Annotated in this window: 15 protein-coding genes; 7 read left to right on the top strand and 8 right to left on the bottom strand. The window is 49.9% G+C overall.

What is annotated here, in order from left to right; all coding sequences use genetic code 11:
- Positions 1-51: 51 nt before the first annotated feature.
- The 3 genes from AC5JLP_RS34390 to AC5JLP_RS34380 all read right to left on the bottom strand — a co-directional run bounded on the left by AC5JLP_RS34390 (position 52) and on the right by AC5JLP_RS34380 (position 4,024).
- Positions 52-1,221, bottom strand: a complete 1,170-nt coding sequence (locus tag AC5JLP_RS34390; RefSeq protein ID WP_496072383.1) for an SMI1/KNR4 family protein — start codon at positions 1,219-1,221, stop codon at positions 52-54.
- Between the two features lie 48 nt (positions 1,222-1,269).
- Positions 1,270-3,315, bottom strand: a complete 2,046-nt coding sequence (locus AC5JLP_RS34385) for a M48 family metallopeptidase (RefSeq protein ID WP_496072382.1) — start codon at positions 3,313-3,315, stop codon at positions 1,270-1,272.
- Between the two features lie 118 nt (positions 3,316-3,433).
- Positions 3,434-4,024: a LemA family protein gene (locus tag AC5JLP_RS34380; protein ID WP_496072381.1), complete on the bottom strand. Its 591-nt coding sequence runs from the start codon at positions 4,022-4,024 to the stop codon at positions 3,434-3,436.
- 356 nt (positions 4,025-4,380) lie between these two features.
- Here AC5JLP_RS34380 and AC5JLP_RS34375 point away from each other — a divergent pair, with 356 nt between their 5' ends.
- On the top strand, positions 4,381-6,192 hold the full coding sequence (locus AC5JLP_RS34375) for a M3 family oligoendopeptidase (RefSeq protein WP_496072380.1): 1,812 nt from the start codon (positions 4,381-4,383) through the stop codon (positions 6,190-6,192).
- A 69-nt stretch (positions 6,193-6,261) separates the two neighbouring features.
- On the opposite strand, the gene AC5JLP_RS34370 is transcribed toward AC5JLP_RS34375, so the two are convergent.
- The 3 genes from AC5JLP_RS34370 to AC5JLP_RS34360 form a co-directional block, all read right to left on the bottom strand.
- On the bottom strand, positions 6,262-6,957 hold the full coding sequence (locus tag AC5JLP_RS34370) for a Uma2 family endonuclease (protein ID WP_496072379.1): 696 nt from the start codon (positions 6,955-6,957) through the stop codon (positions 6,262-6,264).
- A gap of 220 nt (positions 6,958-7,177) precedes the next feature.
- Positions 7,178-8,431 (bottom strand): hypothetical protein, encoded by a 1,254-nt coding sequence (locus tag AC5JLP_RS34365; protein ID WP_496072378.1) that lies wholly within the window; start codon positions 8,429-8,431, stop codon positions 7,178-7,180.
- 84 nt (positions 8,432-8,515) lie between these two features.
- Positions 8,516-11,053, bottom strand: a complete 2,538-nt coding sequence (locus AC5JLP_RS34360; protein WP_496072377.1) for a tetratricopeptide repeat protein — start codon at positions 11,051-11,053, stop codon at positions 8,516-8,518.
- Between AC5JLP_RS34360 and AC5JLP_RS34355 the strand changes: the two genes are divergently transcribed.
- Both AC5JLP_RS34355 and AC5JLP_RS34350 read left to right on the top strand, forming a co-directional pair.
- Positions 11,031-12,068: a leucine-rich repeat domain-containing protein gene (locus AC5JLP_RS34355; RefSeq protein ID WP_496072376.1), complete on the top strand. Its 1,038-nt coding sequence runs from the start codon at positions 11,031-11,033 to the stop codon at positions 12,066-12,068. The two genes, AC5JLP_RS34360 and AC5JLP_RS34355, sit on opposite strands and share 23 nt — an antisense overlap.
- Before the next feature lie 45 nt (positions 12,069-12,113).
- The gene (locus AC5JLP_RS34350) at positions 12,114-12,758 is read left to right on the top strand and encodes a Uma2 family endonuclease (RefSeq protein WP_496072375.1); all 645 of its coding nucleotides are present in this window, start codon (positions 12,114-12,116) and stop codon (positions 12,756-12,758) included.
- Between the two features lie 152 nt (positions 12,759-12,910).
- Here the strand turns inward: AC5JLP_RS34350 and AC5JLP_RS34345 are convergent, their stop codons facing one another.
- A complete protein-coding gene (locus AC5JLP_RS34345) occupies positions 12,911-13,099 on the bottom strand; it encodes a hypothetical protein (protein ID WP_496072374.1) in 189 nt (62 codons plus the stop codon).
- A gap of 51 nt (positions 13,100-13,150) precedes the next feature.
- On the bottom strand, positions 13,151-13,537 hold the full coding sequence (locus AC5JLP_RS34340; protein WP_496072373.1) for a hypothetical protein: 387 nt from the start codon (positions 13,535-13,537) through the stop codon (positions 13,151-13,153).
- 56 nt (positions 13,538-13,593) lie between these two features.
- On the opposite strand from AC5JLP_RS34340, the gene fbp reads away from it, so the two are divergent.
- The 4 genes from fbp (at position 13,594) to opcA (ending at position 19,034) form a co-directional block, all read left to right on the top strand.
- Positions 13,594-14,646: a class 1 fructose-bisphosphatase gene (fbp, locus tag AC5JLP_RS34335; RefSeq protein ID WP_496072372.1), complete on the top strand. Its 1,053-nt coding sequence runs from the start codon at positions 13,594-13,596 to the stop codon at positions 14,644-14,646.
- A gap of 91 nt (positions 14,647-14,737) precedes the next feature.
- Positions 14,738-15,886, top strand: a complete 1,149-nt coding sequence (gene tal / locus AC5JLP_RS34330) for a transaldolase (protein WP_496072371.1) — start codon at positions 14,738-14,740, stop codon at positions 15,884-15,886.
- A gap of 106 nt (positions 15,887-15,992) precedes the next feature.
- Positions 15,993-17,522: a glucose-6-phosphate dehydrogenase gene (gene zwf, locus AC5JLP_RS34325; protein ID WP_496072370.1), complete on the top strand. Its 1,530-nt coding sequence runs from the start codon at positions 15,993-15,995 to the stop codon at positions 17,520-17,522.
- Positions 17,523-17,702: 180 nt separating this feature from the next.
- Positions 17,703-19,034 carry a glucose-6-phosphate dehydrogenase assembly protein OpcA gene (gene opcA, locus AC5JLP_RS34320; protein WP_496072369.1) on the top strand — a complete coding sequence of 444 codons (1,332 nt, stop codon included), beginning with the start codon at positions 17,703-17,705 and terminating at the stop codon, positions 19,032-19,034.
- The last annotated feature ends 143 nt before the right edge of the window (positions 19,035-19,177 follow it).

Here is a 19,177-nt window from a genome sequence, read left to right as displayed (position 1 = left end):
CTGTGTCAACAACTCAAACATCCATCGCTCAAAATGGCTTGTGCGTAAGTCCTATTGGTCTATGCCATATAACTCACAATATTCATTCAAAATGGTAAAACCATTAGAGGCAAGAAGGAAGTTTCGGTAGCCTAAAGGTAATTTTGCTTTTAATCGGTTCTCCAATTCAGAAATTTCTTCTTCAGTTGCGCCTTTCCTAAAACAGGACTGACTTTCTAAAACATCTAAATATTGAGAGCTATAGTTATCGATATGTTCTTCATCAAGATTGTTAAATATTGCCTCGTTCCATTTTTCTAAGAACCTATTCCAATCATCTACGGTTAGGACAAAGCCAATGCCTGCAGAAATATAGCTCCTTTTATCGATTGAGTCTAGAAGAGCTTGAACTTGCTCTTGGGAAAGATTAATTCTATTACGCAAAGTGCCTTCTGAAATCCTCTGCATAAAATTAGGCAGATAAGCCAAAAGATATAAACCACTCCTTAAATCTTCTAAAGATTGCCACCATCTTTGGATAAATCCATCAGCACTGATCGTGTCTCCAAGATGAAAGTAAGTGCGTATTCCAAAAACTAATATTTCCTGCTCCACATAACTTGAACAATCAATTTTCCACGTATCAATCACCTCCTCAAAAACTTTCAACCATTTACAGGCTGCTTGCCATTTCCTGTGATTGATGTAAAATTGAGAGATGACTCGGTGAAGCTCCTGCAAAAAACGACGTACTTTGAATCGATCCTCTCCTTCAATATCAACTTTTGGGTGCGTCAGGTCATACAAGAAAGCCTCATCCCAGTTACCTGATGGCATTTCTAGATGAAACCAGCGATCGATGCCTGATACGCCCTCAAATTCTCGAAGTTTACTTTTGATATATTTTTCAAGCTCATCAAACGACATTGCCTGCTCTGAAAAAACAGCAGGACAAGGAAGCCTCATTAAATAGCACAAAGCAGGAATAATTGCTTTTATGGGATGAACAAGTGAACTTGCTTCACTAACTTCTAATTCTCCCTGTGTTAACTTAAGAAAGCCTTGATAGGCAAGCTCAGGAAAGCCCGCAAACAAAAGGATTGTACTAGCTTCTAATAAAAGAGGTGATGCTTCTTCAGGAGACAATGTCTGTATCTTATGCTCTAGCTCAGATAGATACTGGAAGTCTATTGAATTTGCGCCTTTCACATTTACCTCAACAATTAAAACAATCTGAACCACTAAGGGGATATCTCAGCAAAGCTTTTCAAAAGTCAGCCATCACGCAGACTACAGTCCTTTTGCAAGCATTTTGCTGCCAGTGTTTAAGAAGGGTGGCATGGGGCAGTCCAGCAGAATGACGATCGCCCTCAATAATTCGGCTTCTTGCACCGTGACTTTGTTATCTAGCAAGACGGTATGAGCGCACGCATCGACGATCGCTTGCTTGAGTTTCGGGGTCGCCAGATTCAAGCGATCAAGGCTTTGCTTGAGGGTTTTCATATTGCTGGCTGGGGGCACTTCGGGCACCGTCTCCTGTCCCGCTCCTGGCAATCGATAGACACCCGAACGAAACGCGTAGGCGATCGCATCGGCACCCGTTTGGCCCACTTGCGCCAGACTCGACAACAGCAGCAAGCAATCTGACCAGATTTGACCGATCGTCGTGAACTCGGTAGACGTATCGATCACCGCATTAGCAGAAGGCTGCAACCGATGGCGCAACACAGCATACAGCACAAATTCTGACAACGACCAGCGACCGTCTGCATTTGCCAAACCTTGAATGCACTTAAACAGCCGCTGCTGCTGCTCGGTGTCGCGCTGACGCAGCACGGGTACGGTGAGATCTACTAGAGGCAGGCGCGATCGTGGATCGAGCGCATCAATATCAGCACTCAACGTCAGCGTTTTCTCAATCACATCGGCAGGTTCAACCTGCTTGAGCCACTCCAGTTGCTTGGTTCGTACCTGGAGATTTTGGGTGTCGAGCAGCAGTCCATAGACGATCGCGATCGCGCCTTGTGGCTCTCGAATGCCCAACACAAGCGATTCAGGCAACTGCTCCAACAATGCCTTCGCATACGCATAGTGTTCAGGTGTGACAGTGCCAATTTGTTCGATAACCTGGGCCGGATTTGCCTGGATGTGTGACGGCTGTGCTGCTGTTCCACCACTCGAAAACCCCATCATCAAGGATTCCTGCCCTTCTGAACTATGAGAAGAAAACCGAGGTGCTTGTCCTGCATACTGCCGCTTTGAGGCATCCAGACGACGAATGCGTTGTGCCAGCGGTGGGTGGGTGGCAAACAGATCTTCAAAAAAGCCGAAGCGCAAGGCACTGCCGAAGAAAAGGTGACTGTTGCTTTCTGCTGCGGGTGTTTTCACTAACGAACTGTAGTGGTGCTGAGCGATTTTATCCAACGCTCCTGCAATCCCAGCAGGGTTACGCGTAAACTGCACCGCAGAAGCATCGGCTAGAAATTCACGCTGACGAGAAATGGCACTTTTGATTAGCCGGCCGCAGAGCAACCCCAGACTGCCGATGACCATGAGTGCAATACCAAATGCCAGCATGGCATTGCCTTTTTCGCCGCGCGATCGCCAATCAATGACAATACGTCCTGTAATGTAAAGCAGCAGCAGCCCATGCAATACGCCAATGAGCCGGATATTCAGCCGCATATCGCCATTCAAAATATGGCTGAATTCATGCCCAATCACGCCTTGCAGTTCGTCGCGAGACAGCAGTTCTAAGGTGCCACGTGTCACCCCAATGACGGCATTATTGGGTGTGAAGCCTGCTGCGAAGGCATTGATTCCCTGCTCGCCATCCATCACGTACACAGCGGGAACTGAGATGCCTGCCGCGATCGCCATCTCTTCCACCACATTCAATAGCTGACGTTCTTCTGGATGCGCCATTTCTGCTAACAGCAGCCGTCCACCCATTTCCTCTGCAATGACGCTGCCACCCGCTTTCAACGTCTGAATTTTATACAGACTGCCTAACCCTACCAGTACGACGGTACCCGTACTGATCGTGAGAAACAGCGAGGGATTCCACCAGCTAAAGGTTACCTTCCTCGTAACAGGCATACACGGCGGCAATTTCGTTGTTGCGTCGTCAATTTCGAGGGGATGTGTGCGTGTAATCTGGGGGCAGTTGGCCGATTGATAGCGGGACGATCGTGTCTTTCCCTTAAACGAACTCGACAGCGTGATCACCGCCGCCAAATACACCGTAACCGTAATAAACAGCAGCGACAGCCCAAAAAGCAGAATCAGCTTTCGCGTGTTGCCCCGTGCCTGATCTTGATGCTCAAAAAAGTTCATGATGCTCCGTCAGGAGGAGTTTGGCAGGTAGAACCTGCCAAACTCTAAAGGTGAATGGGTTGAATTGACGTTCTTTAGACCTCCGAAGTCTTTGAGACTTCGGAGGTCGTTGACCTACCTAACTAAACGACACTCGTGGTGCTGCTTTCACTTCTGGAGCCGCTTCCTCAAGCAATTCTGCCGCCGTGAAGTTAAAGCCATTTGCCACCAAATTGCTGGGAAACACTTCGCGCTTGGTGTTGTAGAGCGTGACAGCATCGTTGAAGGCTTGACGGGCAAAGGCGACTTTGTTTTCGGTGGACGACAGCTCTTCCATCACGCGCGTCATTGTCTGGTCTGCTTTCAAATCGGGGTAGGCTTCCGACAGCACCATCAAGCGTCCCAGTGCACCTGTGAGGGCACCTTCGGCATTGCCTAACTGCTGCATTGCGCCTGGATCACCGGGGTTGCTGGCAGCGCGACTGCTGGCTGATAAGGCGGCATTCCGAGCAGCAATCACGGCTTCCAGCGTTTCCCGTTCATGCTTCATATAGCCTTTTGCGGTTTCTACCAGATTGGGAATCAAGTCGTAGCGCCGCTGTAGCTGAACATCAATCTGGCTGTAGGCATTTTTATAACGGTTGCGAAGCGTAACAAGACCGTTGTAGCCATCCATCAAGATGAAGCCAACAATCAGTATCAGTACAACGAGAAAAATCAAGGCTCCCATAATGTCTCAGTCCTAGAGTCGATAGGTCGGTGAAGAAAACTTGTGAAGCGGGAACGGTAGCGACGATCGACGGATCGTTAGTGCGAGGTTTTAAGCTGTTTTCGCTTTAATTTGCTGGCAACAGGAAATTTTCGCTCAAGCTGAAGTGTGCCCAATTAGCGCGTTCTTTTAACAGATTCAAGCGTCACATGGCTGAATGCGGAAATTGAACAGCATCAAGCCAATATTTATCAGCGCTTTGCCAAACTGTTTGCTTTATTGAAGTTTGTCTAAGATTGAGAAAGCAGGAATTCGGGTGCTCTCGAATTGCTGCGATCGCCCCTACATGGCCCCGTGATTGAACGAAAGGAATTTTTATGGTACAAGCTGCTTCTCATGTCACCAGTGCCCAACTCGAGAACCCACAAGAATGGAACCTTTCAGATCTATACCAGGGCTTTGACGATCCGCGCTTGACGCAAGATTTGGCAGACTTGGAGCGGACGGCAGCAGCGTTTCGGCAGTCTTATCGAGGCAAGGTGAGTGAGTTGCAGCCGGAGGCGATCGCAACGTGTTTGCAGCAGTTAGAGGCGATCGCGCAGAAATCAGGCTACCTCTACGCCTTTCCCGCGCTGGTGTTCTCGGCAGATACGCGCAATGCTGAAGCCAAGCAGATGCAAGATAAAGTGCTGGAAGCCATCACGGGCATTGAGAACCAGCTTTTGTTTTTTGATCTGGAATTGAAAAAGCTGGACGATGCCACCTTTGCAGCACTTGAAAACGCGCCTGTTCTGCAACCCTATCGCCACTACTTCTACAACATTGCAAAATTCCGCCCCTACACCCTTTCTGAAGACGTAGAGCAGACGCGAAACCAGGATAGCCTTACAGGACGGCAGGCGTTTATTCAACTGCGATCAGTGCATCTGGGTGAGCAGGAATACGAACCCGTCACGACACCCGACGGCAAAAGCGCTAGCACCGATGCGGAACTGAGTGCGCTGCTGTTCCATCCCGATCGCGACATTCGCTACAACGCGTATGCCTCCGTGCGGAAGGTGATGTACCAGCACAATTCGTTGTATGGCTACATTCTCAGCACCGTAGCGCAAGACCACAAGCTTGAAAACCAGATGCGCGGGTACACCTCAACGCTACACAAACAGCTACTTGCAGATGAGGTGTCGGAGCCTGTATTTCGCGCCATTATGGACGGCACGCGCGATCGCTTTGACCTGTGGCAGCGCTACTACACGCTGAAAGGTCAGGCACTGGGGCAGAAAATTCGCACTTGCGATGTGTATGCACCCTGGGGCAGTGATGCCGTGGAACCGTTGCCCTATAAAGCAGGTGTGGAAACATTGCTGACGGCATTGGAGCAATTTGACACAAACTATGCCCGTCGTGCCGAAGAGTTTTTCCTCAACAACTGGGTGGATGCTAAAGTGCGTCCCGGCAAGCGAGGAGGCGCGTTCTGCTGGTACAGTCACGGCAAGCACAGCTATCTGCTGCTGTCCTACACAGACGATTACAATTCGCTGTTCACCCTGGCGCATGAGATGGGTCACGGGCTGCACTTTGCCTGGATTGACGATCGCCAATCCTATTTCAACAGCAACCCGCCAATGGTGCTGGCGGAAATCGCTTCTACCTTCAATGAGTTGTTGCTGCTGGATTATTTGCTCAAGCAAGCCGCAGAGAACCCTGCGTTGAAGAAAACGCTGATTACGCGCCAGTTGGAAGATCAATTAAATCTACTCTTCCGTCAAAGCACGATCAGTCGGTTGGAATTAGCGGTACACGATCGCGCCACACAAGGCAGCTTCGATCAATCCTTTGTCAACGAGCAATGGCGATCGCTGTATCAGGAACTCTGCGGCGATGCTGTAGAAGTCTTGCCCGAACACCAGTATGACTGGGCACGTATCGGACACATCTACTTCAAACCCTTCTACTGCTACCAATACACCGCTTCTAACATTGTTAGCCTCGCCTGCTATCAGAAATATCTGCAAGTGGGCAAAGATTTCATTCCTGGCTATATGGAACTGCTAGCAGCAGGCGGCAGTATGGATCAGGTGGAAGCGTTGCGAAAATACGTGGATGTCGATCTAGAAAATCCTGCGACTATTCATGCCGCCTTGAAGTATGTGGAAGGTCTGCTGGATCAGTTGCAAGCAGCGTTGTAGGTGGCTTGTAGGGGCGCATAGTTGCGCTTAGAGATTAGAAAATCTCAAAGCCAAACGTGCGATCGCCCCTCAAAGCCCTTCTGGGTCTTCTCCTAGTTCTCGCAGTCGTGCCGCCAGTCTTTCTGCTCGCTGGCGTTCTTGCTCCGTCTGTGTTTCCGCTTGTTGCAAAGCGGCTGTTTGTTGGGCTAAGGCAGTCGCTAATTCATCTGGAATGAGTAGCTTTTCTCCAGTATCTAGGCGATAAAAGGCAATCAGCTTGCCATCCACGGCTAGTCGCAACTGTAAGGGCTGACTTTGAGCGTCTGTAATGAGTTCGTATGTCTCTCCTCGCAGACGATAGCCTCGCAACTGTTCGGGTATCCATTCTCCTTTTGGGTCAAACTGCCAGTATTCCTGCACTCCAAGCTGTTCGTAGAGCGTTTTCTTGAAGCCTTCATCCTGCTGCCGAGTGCCTTTAGAAGTCATTTCAAAGATCACCGCAGGCACCTGCCCTTCTTCCCAGATTTTATAGTTGTCTCGCCCACCAGGAGGCACATCAAAAATCACCATGACATCAGGAGCCGTTCGCAGGCGCGGAAACCCCTGGGCATAGTAGAGAAACTGATTGCCTAACACCGTTGCCTGTCGATCGACGAGAAACTGACGCAATACTTCTAAGACGATCGCCAGTACATAGAAATGATCATAAGTTTCGGCCACAGGTTCACCATCACCAGTTGGGTAAAAGGGTTCAGTGGGTGGACGATGCGGTAAGAGTGTTGTCATAGGGTTCTACTGCCTCTGTGCCCCAGTTTTCCAGATTCAGTCCGGTTGAAGAACGCACGCAATGAGTCTTTTGATCATTCTAGCTGGGTTAGTTTAACCGATTCCTCTGAATCGGACGGTGTGTCAGCAGAACTATCACCCGGAAACAGGATCTTTTGTGAGCTACCTCCGGCATCTGCACTTGAGTAATCCACTCCAAAGGTTTTTCCGGTAAATCACCTTAATTGAACCAGGCGGCAAAGCCAAAAAATTGCCCGCGAAAGACCTGGATGAGTTGTGTCCACACAACCCGATCGGTCATCTTGCCCATTTCTAAATACGGTGCGGCGGCTGCTCCTTGCAGCCATAGCACGACATCCATTGTGCGTGGCTCTAGAAAGGCTTTGCGGAGATTGACTCCTCTTATTTCGCGTGCACGCCAGAATGGTACGAGCGTCTTACCTTCTAGCAAACCATCCGCTTCATCTAAAAAGGCTAGCCAGCCATCAATCATCGCCTGGGTGACGCGTGCATTCGGAATCACGCCTGTTTGTTTAGGATTAGGGAGCCATTCGCGATCGTTATCCTTCTCAGCAGCAATCAGCTTCCACGATTGACGGCTTAGCGCTGTAGTGGTCTGCAAATACTGCAAGGCGGTTGTCATCCGCTGGGGTTCAGCGACAGGAAAGCGTAGCAGATGCACAAACGCCACAATATCTACAAAATCGATGCCGCCAAAGCTGTAGGGATTCTGTTCTGGACGACCATCGACTAGAAATTTGTATGGTGTCTCTGGTTTCGTAAAGACCACATGCGCCAATGCGTTAAAAAACTCCTGCCCATCATGCGCCAGGGCAAATTCACCGATCGCGCCGAATAGATTGGTGTAGCCCTGCAACCAGATGGTATCAGCGGTATCAAAGGCGATCGTAAAGCTCTTCGCCTGCTGTTCCGTGACGCGCAGCCGATTAATAGCAGCAAAAATGCGCCACAACGATTCTGTTGATTCAAGCTTGCCATTACCATTCAAATCGAGCCGGATGAGTCCAAGCCTTAGCGGTAGTTTGATCGCAGGATCTTTGATGGGTGCCAGTGTGGTACGAACGGTTGCCAGATCATTCAAAAATGTCTGGAGGATTTGCCGCGTGTCTTCATACCGAATGACCTGAGGGTTAGGATTTTCTGGTATCGGCAGACGCAGAAAGGGCAACATACCCGTCAGCGCGTTGCGGCGCAAGCCATAGCGATAGAGCGATTGCGTCAACCGTTCCACACCACTCATCAACTGCGTGACCCCCAGACTGAACCGCACCTGATCATCCTCTGGTTGTGCCTTTAGTCGTGCCAGCATCGCGGCTTCACCTTCGGCAAACTTGCCTGCTATCAAGAAGGGTTCGATCGCAGGCGGCGTTTCAACGGCTAGAGTGCGGGGCACCCAGAGCGCAAGCAGAAGCAGCGCAGCACAGAACAAAACGCGCACAGATAATTTCAGCATGAGGTTCGCAGTCACCGTAGTTAATAAGGGTCTTACACAACAGTTCTACACTCAAACATCGGACGTTTCGGGCAAAAATAGGCGTTAGTCTAATTGTCCGTCTTCAATCGTCTTCGCCTTTTGCTGATCCGCGATCGCCCCTTGCGAATCTCCCATCTTCAACCGAACTTTGCCGCGCAGATCGTAAGCATCTGACAAATTGGGATCTTGCTGAATAATTTGATTAGCATCGGCGATCGCGCTCTTGTAATCTTTCAACTCATAAAGTGCATCTGCGCGTGCAAAGTATGCGGATAAATTCTGAGGATCTAACCGCAAAATTTGGTTGAAATCTGCGATCGCGCTTCGATAGTTTTTCATGGCTTGATAGGCATACCCTCGGCTGAGATAAGCGCGAATATTTTGTGGATCTAAGCGCAAAACGTGGTCGTAATCTTGAAGCGCTTTTTGCTGGTTTTTGAGCGCAAGATAAGCACCTGCCCGTCTGAAATAGACATCGCTACTGTGCGGATCAAGACGTAGAATTTGGGTGTAATCGGCGATCGCGCCTTGAGTATCCCGAAGCTGTAGACGAAACTGGGCGCGTTCCAAATAAGCATGGGTATTTTTGAGATCTAGCCGCACTGCCTGGTCGTAATCTTGCTTTGCCGCTGCGTCTTCATGCAATTGTCGGTGTGCTTTGCCCCTTCTGAGGTAAGCATCGACATCATTTGGATTCACGCTCAATACTTTATCGGCACTTTCAATATCTCGCTTAAGCTTCTGCTGGTACGCCTCTTTGGGGTTTTGTGTGTAATAGCTGACCATACTCATGAGGAGGTTGACATCAGGGATCAACGCATAGAGGGTGCCAATAATGCCTCCCAGTAAGGTAAACAGATATAAACCCGCCAACCCTGCTCTGGTGCATCGTTTGGCTTTGGTTTCCCGGTGGCTTTCGACCAGGCTGAGCGCTAAGGCATAACGTTTGGCAAAGGGTTTCGTGCCAAAGCCGTTTTGCTGGAGTAAGGTGAAAATGGCGTGTAGGAGCTGATTGCGATCGCCCACGGGTACAGAAGCCAGTTTTTTTCGCAGCTTGGCAACCCGAAAGCTCGTGGGAATCGTCAGCGCAATTAAGGCTGCAAACACCAGAAACGGAGGCTGCCCCAAGCCCAACAGCATGAGCAGCAGCACGCCGATACTTTGAAACACCACTGCCAGATAGGGATGACGAGAAAACAGCAGCAGGTTTGCAATTTGCCCACCATCCAACGGGTAAACAGGCAGCAGGTTGAATAGATTCAAGGAAATCAGGATCATGCTGGTGGTATGCACCCAGTCTGGATAGGCATTGGCATCTGAGCCAGAGAGAGCATGATCACCGATCAGAATCGCTAACCCAATGCCCAGCACCAATCCCGGTAGTGGACCTGCCAGCGACACCCAGAATTTTTGCGTCAGCGTAGCATCATCGTTCCGAGCGGTTGCCAGCGCACCCAAGAATGGCACAAAGAAGACGGTGGTATCCTGGTAGCCCGACAGCTTCATGGCAACCAGATGCCCCCCTTCGTGGAACAAAATCACGCCGACAAAAATCAGCAGCGTCTCCCAGCTAAACAGTTGCGTGTAGCTCACGGCAAACAGAGCGAGGCTGCTCAGCAAGAGCCACACCTTTGCTTTGCGAGAGAATAGCCCCTTTTGCCTTCCCTGCAACTGCTGAAATTCTGCCAGATCAAGGGCGATCGCGGCATCGGTTGTCAGCGTTGCGCCCGCGTCCTGCTGCCCGGTCTGCTTTTTACTCGACCTTTTATACCGTCCGCGTGCCACTTTCAGCACAGCAGTGAACGCCACCCAATTTGTGAGACGGTAGCCGCGATCGTCTTCAACTAAATGAACTTCTCCAGCCTTCCCCAGGCGGTTAATGTTCTCCCTCTCATGCGCCTCAAACGTTTCAACAAACCCGTCAGGCGTTAGATTGAGCGGTGTTTTGGTTTGGCATAGCGCCGCCAGTTTGTCTTTGTGCGCCTGCCACAGCGTTTCTAAGGAAGCATCTTCGATCGCCTGTAGGATATCTTGAGGATTGTCGCTAAAAAACCCGTAGAGCTTGTTGTTGCCCGTCATGAATCGGGTGCCATCGGCAAAGAAGGTCGAAAAGCCAAAGCTAAATGGAGCAGTGGCATTGTAGGGCTGTCGTACTTCAACCCCGGCATAGGTCTGACACGCCTCATGCTGGAGCAGGCTATACCAAACGTGATTGCCCTCGGAGCGCTCAGTCTGATGATAGGTGCAGAACTCAAAGCCCAGGGTTTCTAAGGCGACGATCGCAGGTTGCACCGTTTCTTTGAGGTGATCGGGAACGGCTTCGATGTCTTGCCGCTGAAACCGGGCATAGGGAAATGTTGTTTGGCGCGTTCGCAGATAGACAATGAAATAGGGAAAGGCGTAGATGAGAACAACCAGCAGCAGTGGGTAAAGCAGAGATAGCATGACAGAGCGCGGATGGATGACCGTCGTTAGTATGCCCGTGGTCGATCGTTCGTTAGCACCTGTCAGGGAACCCTGGTGGAAAATCATGACGAGCGTTTTGCCCGTGTGTGTGACAGCAAAGAGGACGATTGGAGTGCCTTTCCGCAAACGTGCCACGATCGCCCTCAGTAGCATTCTCTGCCTCTATCTTGTTTGGATCACACCAGTTGCTCTGGCACAACCCTTACCTGGACAGCCTCCCACGTTCACCGATCTCTGCTTGCAGCGATCGAGCCTACCTGCTACGACAGCGCACACGATCGCTGTATTGTTGCAGAGCGCGCAGACCGCTAGCTGTCTCCAGGCAAACCAAGCGCTTTCACGCCTCACTACGCTAGAACTTACGGATCATCATCTGGTTGACCTTAGCCCGCTGCGATCGCTCACTCGCCTTACCGTACTGAGATTAGATCAAAACCAGATCGTGGATCTCAGCCCGTTGAGCGCACTGACGAATCTGACTGCACTCTACCTGAGTGAAAATCGGGTAAGCGATCTCCGTCCGTTGCGATCGCTGACAAAACTCACCGCCCTCTTCCTCATCAAAAACCGCGTCACCAATCTTGAACCGCTTGAACCGCTGATCGAACTTAGCGATCTGTTTCTGATTGGCAATCGCATTGATGACATTAGCCCGTTGCGATCGCTCACTAACCTGACAACCCTTCTGCTGAGCGACAATCGAATCGATGATATTAGCCCGTTAGAACCATTGCAATACCTGGTTATTCTCGGTCTACGTCGCAACCGCATCAGCGATCTCACGCCGCTCAGTAGACTCACCCGATTAATCGAATTAAATCTTGGCGAGAATGAAATCATCGATCTGGAGGCGTTGCGATCGCTCACTAACCTGTCAGAACTAATTCTTAGCGATAATCAGATTGACAACCTCAGCCCGTTGCAGCTTCTCCGTCAGTTGACCCAACTCAACCTGAACCACAACGATGTTACTGACTTGAAGCCTTTAAGCTCACTGAACAAACTCCGAGAATTGAATCTTGAGGACAATCGTTTGACGGATGTTAGTGCACTGCGATCGCTCACAAAATTGGAGCAATTGGCTTTGGCAAAGAATGCGATCGACCAACCGCTTTGCCCCATCAGACCACCCTCTATCTGTCTTTTTTAAAGCATTTGTTCTACTCTAGAAATACCTCCACTTCAAGCTCTAGTGATGAGTCCACTACAAACTCAACGGCTGACAGATACCTGGGTAGCCGCTCCTTGGAAAGAGTATGCCCAACTCAGTGAAAATCCGGTTTATGAGAAGGCAAAGGGGTACTATTACCGGGGACACATGAGGCTAGAGATGCTGCCTGTTGGGTTTGATCATGGACAAGACCATACAATTGTTTTACTGGCGATCGAACTCTTTGCGATCGTCAAGCAGCTTCCCCTTACGGCGCTTGATAGTGTGAGCTATCGGAAGGAAGGGGTGCAAGACTGTCAACCAGATGTGTCGTGTTACATTGGCACGAATGCACGGGCAATTCCATCGGGTACGAACATTGTGAACTTGAATCAGTATCCAGTGCCGGATTTAGTGATCGAAGTGTCAAAGACAACGCTATTGGATGATTTAGGCATCAAGCGATCGCTCTACGAAGAGTTGGGAGTTGCTGAATATTGGGTCTTAGATGTGCAGAATATTCAGGTTTTGGCTTATGCGATCAGCGATCGAGGTTCCCAACGCATTGACGAGTCGCAAATCTTACCTGGACTCAAACTAACAACGTTAGAAGAAGCGCTTCGTCGTAGTCGCGAAACCGATCAGTCACAAGTTGGAGCCTGGTTGTTGAGCCAATTTCAAAGCTCATAATACCGACGCTAGGATGTGAACTTTGATGATTCAGAGCGATCGCGAATTTTGTAGATTAGGTTGAAGCACAAAACCCAACACGCATCATTTTTTGCTTTGGCAAATTGTCTTATTATTGTCTAAGCACTCTTGAAAAGTTGAATCTCCCTAGTTCATGAAGGATCAAAAATTGCTCTAGAGATTTCACTTCGACCTTCATAGTATTCTTCAACGGCTCTTTTAAAGAATCTTCTCCGCACATCTATAGACATCAGAATATCTCTAAGGGCCAATTCCTTCAGGTACTCATAATCTGGGTTTGCTTTGAAAGCTTCTTCTGAAGCATAGGAGCCATTAGCCAATTGAGCGGTTCCTGTATGGATGTCAAAAGTGGCTTTAACTTCTGGAATGCATCATCCCCATAATTGATCCTTTTCTAGATTGCGAGAAATTTCCTCAACCCTCTTAAGGTCTTTCAACTTTAAATAGTCGCCATCATGCCTCGCTGCCTTAATTTCAAAAGTAATTCCGCTCGGCATTAGTACCTCCTTTTTGAACAAAAACAAACAGCGCGATCGCGCTGTTTGTTTTTGGGGCTTCATCTCCTCAACCTGGTCTACTGGCCTGTGTTTTTCTAAACATTTCGCTTTCGCCTGTGGACTCAACAACGTTACTTCCTGCCCTCTGCCTCCTGCCTTCTCCTCCGTATTCTCCAACACCTGCCAGTAGTCCATTTCTGTAGTTGTTCTAAAGGAAATGCCGATCTTCTCATGGCTTCCTAAGATAGAAGGTGGAATCATACCGCATAATAAAGCGGAGTCATTCCGACCAAGCTCGGCTATCAGGAGGTTAACCAATGGTCGAAGCCTACGAATCACTAGACTACGAATATGCGCTTGATCACGACTGCACCACACTGTCGCGTCACGTTTTTCAGCAACTGCAAACGTTCTCAGCCGATGCTCAGGATCTGAGCGCAATCATGAATCGCATTGCGCTGGCAGGCAAGCTCATTGCTCGTCGCCTCAGCCGTGCAGGGCTAATGGAAGGAGCGCTGGGCTTTACGGGTAGCGAGAATGTGCAGGGTGAATCCGTTAAAAAGATGGACGTGTATGCCAATGAGGTCTTCATCGCCGTCTTTAAGCAGAGCGGGTTAGTCTGCCGTCTGGCTTCCGAAGAGATGGAGAAGCCTTACTACATTCCTGAAAACTGTCCATTGGGGCGTTATACGTTACTGTACGACCCGATCGACGGTTCCTCAAATGTTGATATCAACATTAACGTCGGCTCGATTTTTGCGGTGCGTCAGCAGGAAGGCGACGATCTGGACGGTACGGCGAGCGATCTACTGCAAAGCGGACGCAAGTTGATTGCAGCGGGTTACATTCTCTACGGTCCCAGTACCGTGCTGGTGTATTCGATCGGCAAAGGAGTCCACGCCTTTACCCTTGATCCCAGCCTGGGCGAGTTTATTCTCTCTAGTGAAAATATCCAGATGCCAGAGCATGGTCCCGTTTACAGCACTAACGAGGGCAACTTCTGGCAATGGGATGAGTCTATCCGCGATTACATTCGCTATGTTCATCGGCATGAGGGCTATACCGCTCGCTACAGTGGCGCCTTGGTCGGAGACTTCCATCGCATTCTGTTTCAGGGTGGTGTGTTTCTCTACCCCGGCACGGTCAAAAAGCCAGAGGGTAAGCTGCGACTGCTTTACGAGACGGCTCCACTGGCATTTTTGGCAGAACAAGCTGGGGGCAGAGCCAGCACGGGCACTCAGGACATTCTGGATGCCGTGCCAGAAAAACTTCACGCCCGGACACCACTCATCATTGGCAGTAAAGAGGATGTGGCGTTAGTGGAGTCGTTTATTCAAGAACGATCGCGTCAGGCGATCGCAGCGCATTAGGTAGTTGTTGGTTTTTGGTTGTTAGTTGTTAGACGGAGCTTTGACGCTGATAGCTGGGAACTTGCATTTAGGAGATTTAGGAGAACGTACGATGACAGCGACGAATCATCTGTTTGAGATTAAAGAGTATGGTCAGAGCATCTGGATGGACAATTTGGCGCGGGATCTGATTAAATCCGGCGATTTGAAGAAGTTCATTGAGACCCGTGGACTGCGTGGGATCACATCCAATCCCGCCATTTTTGAGAAGGCGATCGCGGGTAATGCGATGTATGACGCAGACATTGAAGCCGGGATCAACGCGAAGAAGTCCACGCTAGAAATCTACGAATCGCTTGTCTTTCAAGATATTCGAGATGCATGCGATGTTTTCAAGCCGATCTATGACGAGTCTGGTGGCCTAGACGGTTACATCAGCATTGAGGTGCCGCCCGATATCGCGAATGACACTGGAAAAACCATTTCGGAAGCGCGTCGCTATTACAACGCGATCGGCAAAGAGAACGTCATGATTAAGATCCCCGGCACCTCAAAAGGCATTCCTGCCGTAGAGCAAGTGATTAGCGAAGGGATCAACGTGAATGTCACGCTTCTCTTTTCGGTAAGCAGCTACGTCGAAACGTTTTGGGCCTACATTCGAGGCTTAGAAAAGCGCGTGGCTGAAGGGAAGGACATCAGCAAAATTGCCTCCGTCGCCAGCTTCTTCCTGAGCCGCATCGATACTAATATTGACGGCAAGATTGACGAAAAGCTGAAAGAAGGCGTACCCGATCAAAATATTCGCGATCGTCTGGTGGCAGTTAAAGGAAAAGTAGCGATCGCTAACGCAAAGGTTGCTTACCAGGAGTATAAGAAGATTATCCAAAGCGATCACTGGAAAGCGCTAAGTGCCAAAGGTGCGAACGTCCAGCGCCTGCTGTGGGCTAGTACAGGTACTAAAAACCCTGACTACAGTGATGTCATGTATGTTGATGAGTTGGTAGGCCCTGATACGGTGAACACACTACCCCCTGCCACGATCGAAGCCTGTGCCGATCACTGCAGCGTCGATAATCGTCTAGAAACAGGCGTTGAAGAAGCGTACAACCTGATCGAAAGCCTCAAAGACCCTGACATCAACATTAATCTTGACGAGGTGATGGACGAACTCCTCGCTGATGGCATCGACAAATTCGTCCAACCCTTCCAGTCGTTGATGAAATCGCTCGAAGACAAAGTGAATCGCCTTGCTACGGTGTAAGAGTTATGAGTTTTAAGTTATGAGTTTTGAGTTGAATCCAATCACTCAAAACTCGTAACTCAAAACTTTCAACTTCATCCCTCATCCTTATATCCTTCTCTACCTTATGGTTACTCTGCTCGAAAACCCCCTTCGCGTCGGACTTCAACAAGACCGTATTCCCGAACCGCAGATTCTAATCATCTTTGGTGCCTCTGGTGATCTCACTCAGCGCAAGCTTGTGCCTGCCATCTATCAGATGAAGCGAGAGAGACGGTTGCCCCCTGAGTTGACGATCGTTGGCGTGGCTCGTCGTGATTGGAGCCATGACTACTTTCGAGAACACATGCGCGAAGGCGTAGAGGAGTTTGGTGGCGGTCTCGGAACGCAGGCGCTTTGGGATGACTTTGCCAAAGGCTTGTTCTATCATCCCGGTGACCTGGATAACCAGGATGATTACCAGAAGCTCAAAACCTTTCTGGCAGAGCTTGATCAGCAGCGCGGCACACGAGGCAATCGCGTGTTTTACCTTTCCGTTGCACCCAAGTTTTTTGCGGAAGCGATTCAGCAACTTGGCGCTGCTGGCATGATCGAAGACCCCAAAAAGCAGCGCCTCGTAATCGAAAAGCCCTTTGGCCGCGACTTGGCTTCAGCTCAAGCGTTGAATCGAGTCGTGCAAAAAGTCTGCGACGAACAACAGGTCTACCGTATCGATCACTATTTGGGCAAAGAAACGGTGCAAAACCTGATGGTATTCCGGTTTGCAAACGCCATCTTTGAGCCGCTCTGGAACCGCCAGTTTGTCGATCACATTCAAATTACCGTAGCAGAAACCGTCGGTCTAGAAGGGCGGGCAGGCTACTACGAGACGGCTGGTGCCCTGCGTGATATGGTGCAAAACCACTTGATGCAGTTGTTCTGCCTCACGGCAATGGAAGCCCCAAACTCCCTGGAAGCAAACAGCATCCGCAACGAAAAAACGAAAGTGCTGCAAGCCACACACCTGGCAGATCTGGAAATTCTTGGTAATTCAGCCGTGCGCGGACAATACACGGAAGGCTGGATGAAGGGTAAACAAGTGCCAGCATATCGGCAAGAAGAAGGGGCAGCACCCGAATCGACGACACCCACCTACGCTGCCTTGAAGCTGACGATCGACAACTGGCGCTGGAAAGGGGTTCCCTTCTACTTGCGAACCGGGAAGCGCATGCCCAAAAAGGTATCAGAAATCGCCATTCAGTTCAAAGAAGTGCCATTTTTGATGTTTCAATCAGCCGCCAAGCAAGCGAACCCAAACATCCTGACCATGCGGATTCAGCCCGACGAGGGCATCGCGATGCGCTTTGAGGTGAAGACACCGGGCACGTCTCTGAGGACGCGATCGGTCGATATGGACTTTCGCTATGACACGGCCTTTGGACAGGCCAACACCGATGCCTACAGTCGGTTACTTGTAGACTGTATGTTGGGCGATCAAACCCTCTTCACCCGTGGCGATGAAGTCGAAGCGTCCTGGCGCATTCTCACTCCATTGCTCAATGTTTGGGATGCCCCTGCCCCACCAGAAACCATTCCCCTCTACGAAGCTGGCACTTGGGGCCCGGTTGAATCAGAACTGTTACTCAACCGCGATGGACGCAATTGGAGAAGACTTTGAAGAAGGGATGAAAGATGAGGGATGAGGGACGAAGGCTAAAAAGTTGTTAGATGTTAGTTGCTAGCTAACTTTAACTGCTGACTCTTCACTAACCACCAATGCTCTTCCCCCAACTCCCCACTCCCGATTCACGACTCCCTAATGCTTCTAACCACTGACAACTAATCACTAACAACTCTTATGACCACCACTCCACTTGTTGCGCTGCAAAGACCCAAAGATATTTCTCTCGATGAAATTGAGGCAGAACTCAGTGCCATTTGGCAGACTCAGAATGTGGATTCGCCCAATCAAGGCGCTACCAGAGCATCGACGTTTAGCATGGTGATTTATGAACCAGAAGAGTTTCAGCAACTGCTAGCGGTACTGGGTTTTTACGAAGGGCCGATCGATGGTATTCATGGCCCCATGACGAAAGCAGCGGTGCAGGACGCCCAAAAGTCTTATGGGTTGTCTATTACAGGTCGCGTTGATCCAGGTACGCTGGCAAAACTGCGAGAAGAGTTTGCGAAGAAGCCCAGCGATCGTGTCAAGTTTGAAAACTTAAATGCGCGCGGGTTTAGTATTAGCGATGCGATCGCGGTACAAAACCCCTGCCGGATTATTACGGTTTGTCCAATTCTAGGTGAAGACCAGGGTGTCACGGCTCAAGTATCTGCTTACTGTCCGGTGCAGCAAGGCAGCAGCACCCATCTCATCTGCTGCGAGTACATTACCCTACGGGGCACTAAAGCTGCTCTAGAGCGCGTTGGTGAGTTGGTTGCCTCGCTCATGATCCACGATCTTCCCAAATTTGTGTGGTGGAAGGCGACCCCTAACCCTGAGCAAGCCCTTTTTAAGCGGTTAGCTGAGACCTGTAATTGCCTGATTCTAGACTCTTGCTACTTTAGTGACCCAGAATCTGAGTTTCTTAAGATTCAAAATTTGGTTGATGAAGGCACGTATATTGCTGACCTTAACTGGCATCGCCTTGAACCCTGGCAAGAACTCATGGCGGCTGCGTTTGATCCACCGGAGCGCCGTGCGTCCCTGATTGAAGTGGATCAGATTGCGATCGACTATGAAAAAGGCAATGCGGCTCAAGCATTTATGTATCTGGGCTGGATTGCCAGTCGGCTAGGTTGGCAACCTGTGGCCTTTAAAGAGACGGGGGGAGACTATGACCTGAAGCACGTGACCTTTAAGGGAGCGAATCAGCGCGAAATCACAGCTGAACTAGCCGCCATTCCAACCGCTGACTGGGGAGAGATACTAGGCGATCTGGTGGGTATCCGCGTTACCTCCACCAACCTGCAAGCAAACTGCTGCACCATTCTTTGCTCAGAAACAACGGGCTGTATGCGAATGGAAGCCGGTGGCAGCGCTCAAGCCTGTCAGACCGAAATTGTCTCATCCCTTTCAGATCAAAAGGCTGAATTTCTGCTCAGCCAGCAGCTACAGCGCTGGGGACACGATGTTTTGTATGAAGAAAGCCTGTCAGTGGTCGCCAAAGTGTTGGCATTGCACAGCTAGACAGTTTTTAATTGTTCGTTTTTAGTTGCTAGAGTTTAAGACCTGGTTGACTGACAAATCTTTTAGCGATCACCTGACCCGCCCTGCACTGAAAGTGCGGGCTAATGGAAGGAAGTCCTCTCTAGGTTTTGCCTTCCCCAAAG

It is taken from the genome of Stenomitos rutilans (genome assembly GCF_059505485.1).
The sequence above is the reverse complement of the archived record's forward strand: the minus strand, read 5'-3'. Positions and strand labels throughout refer to the sequence as shown.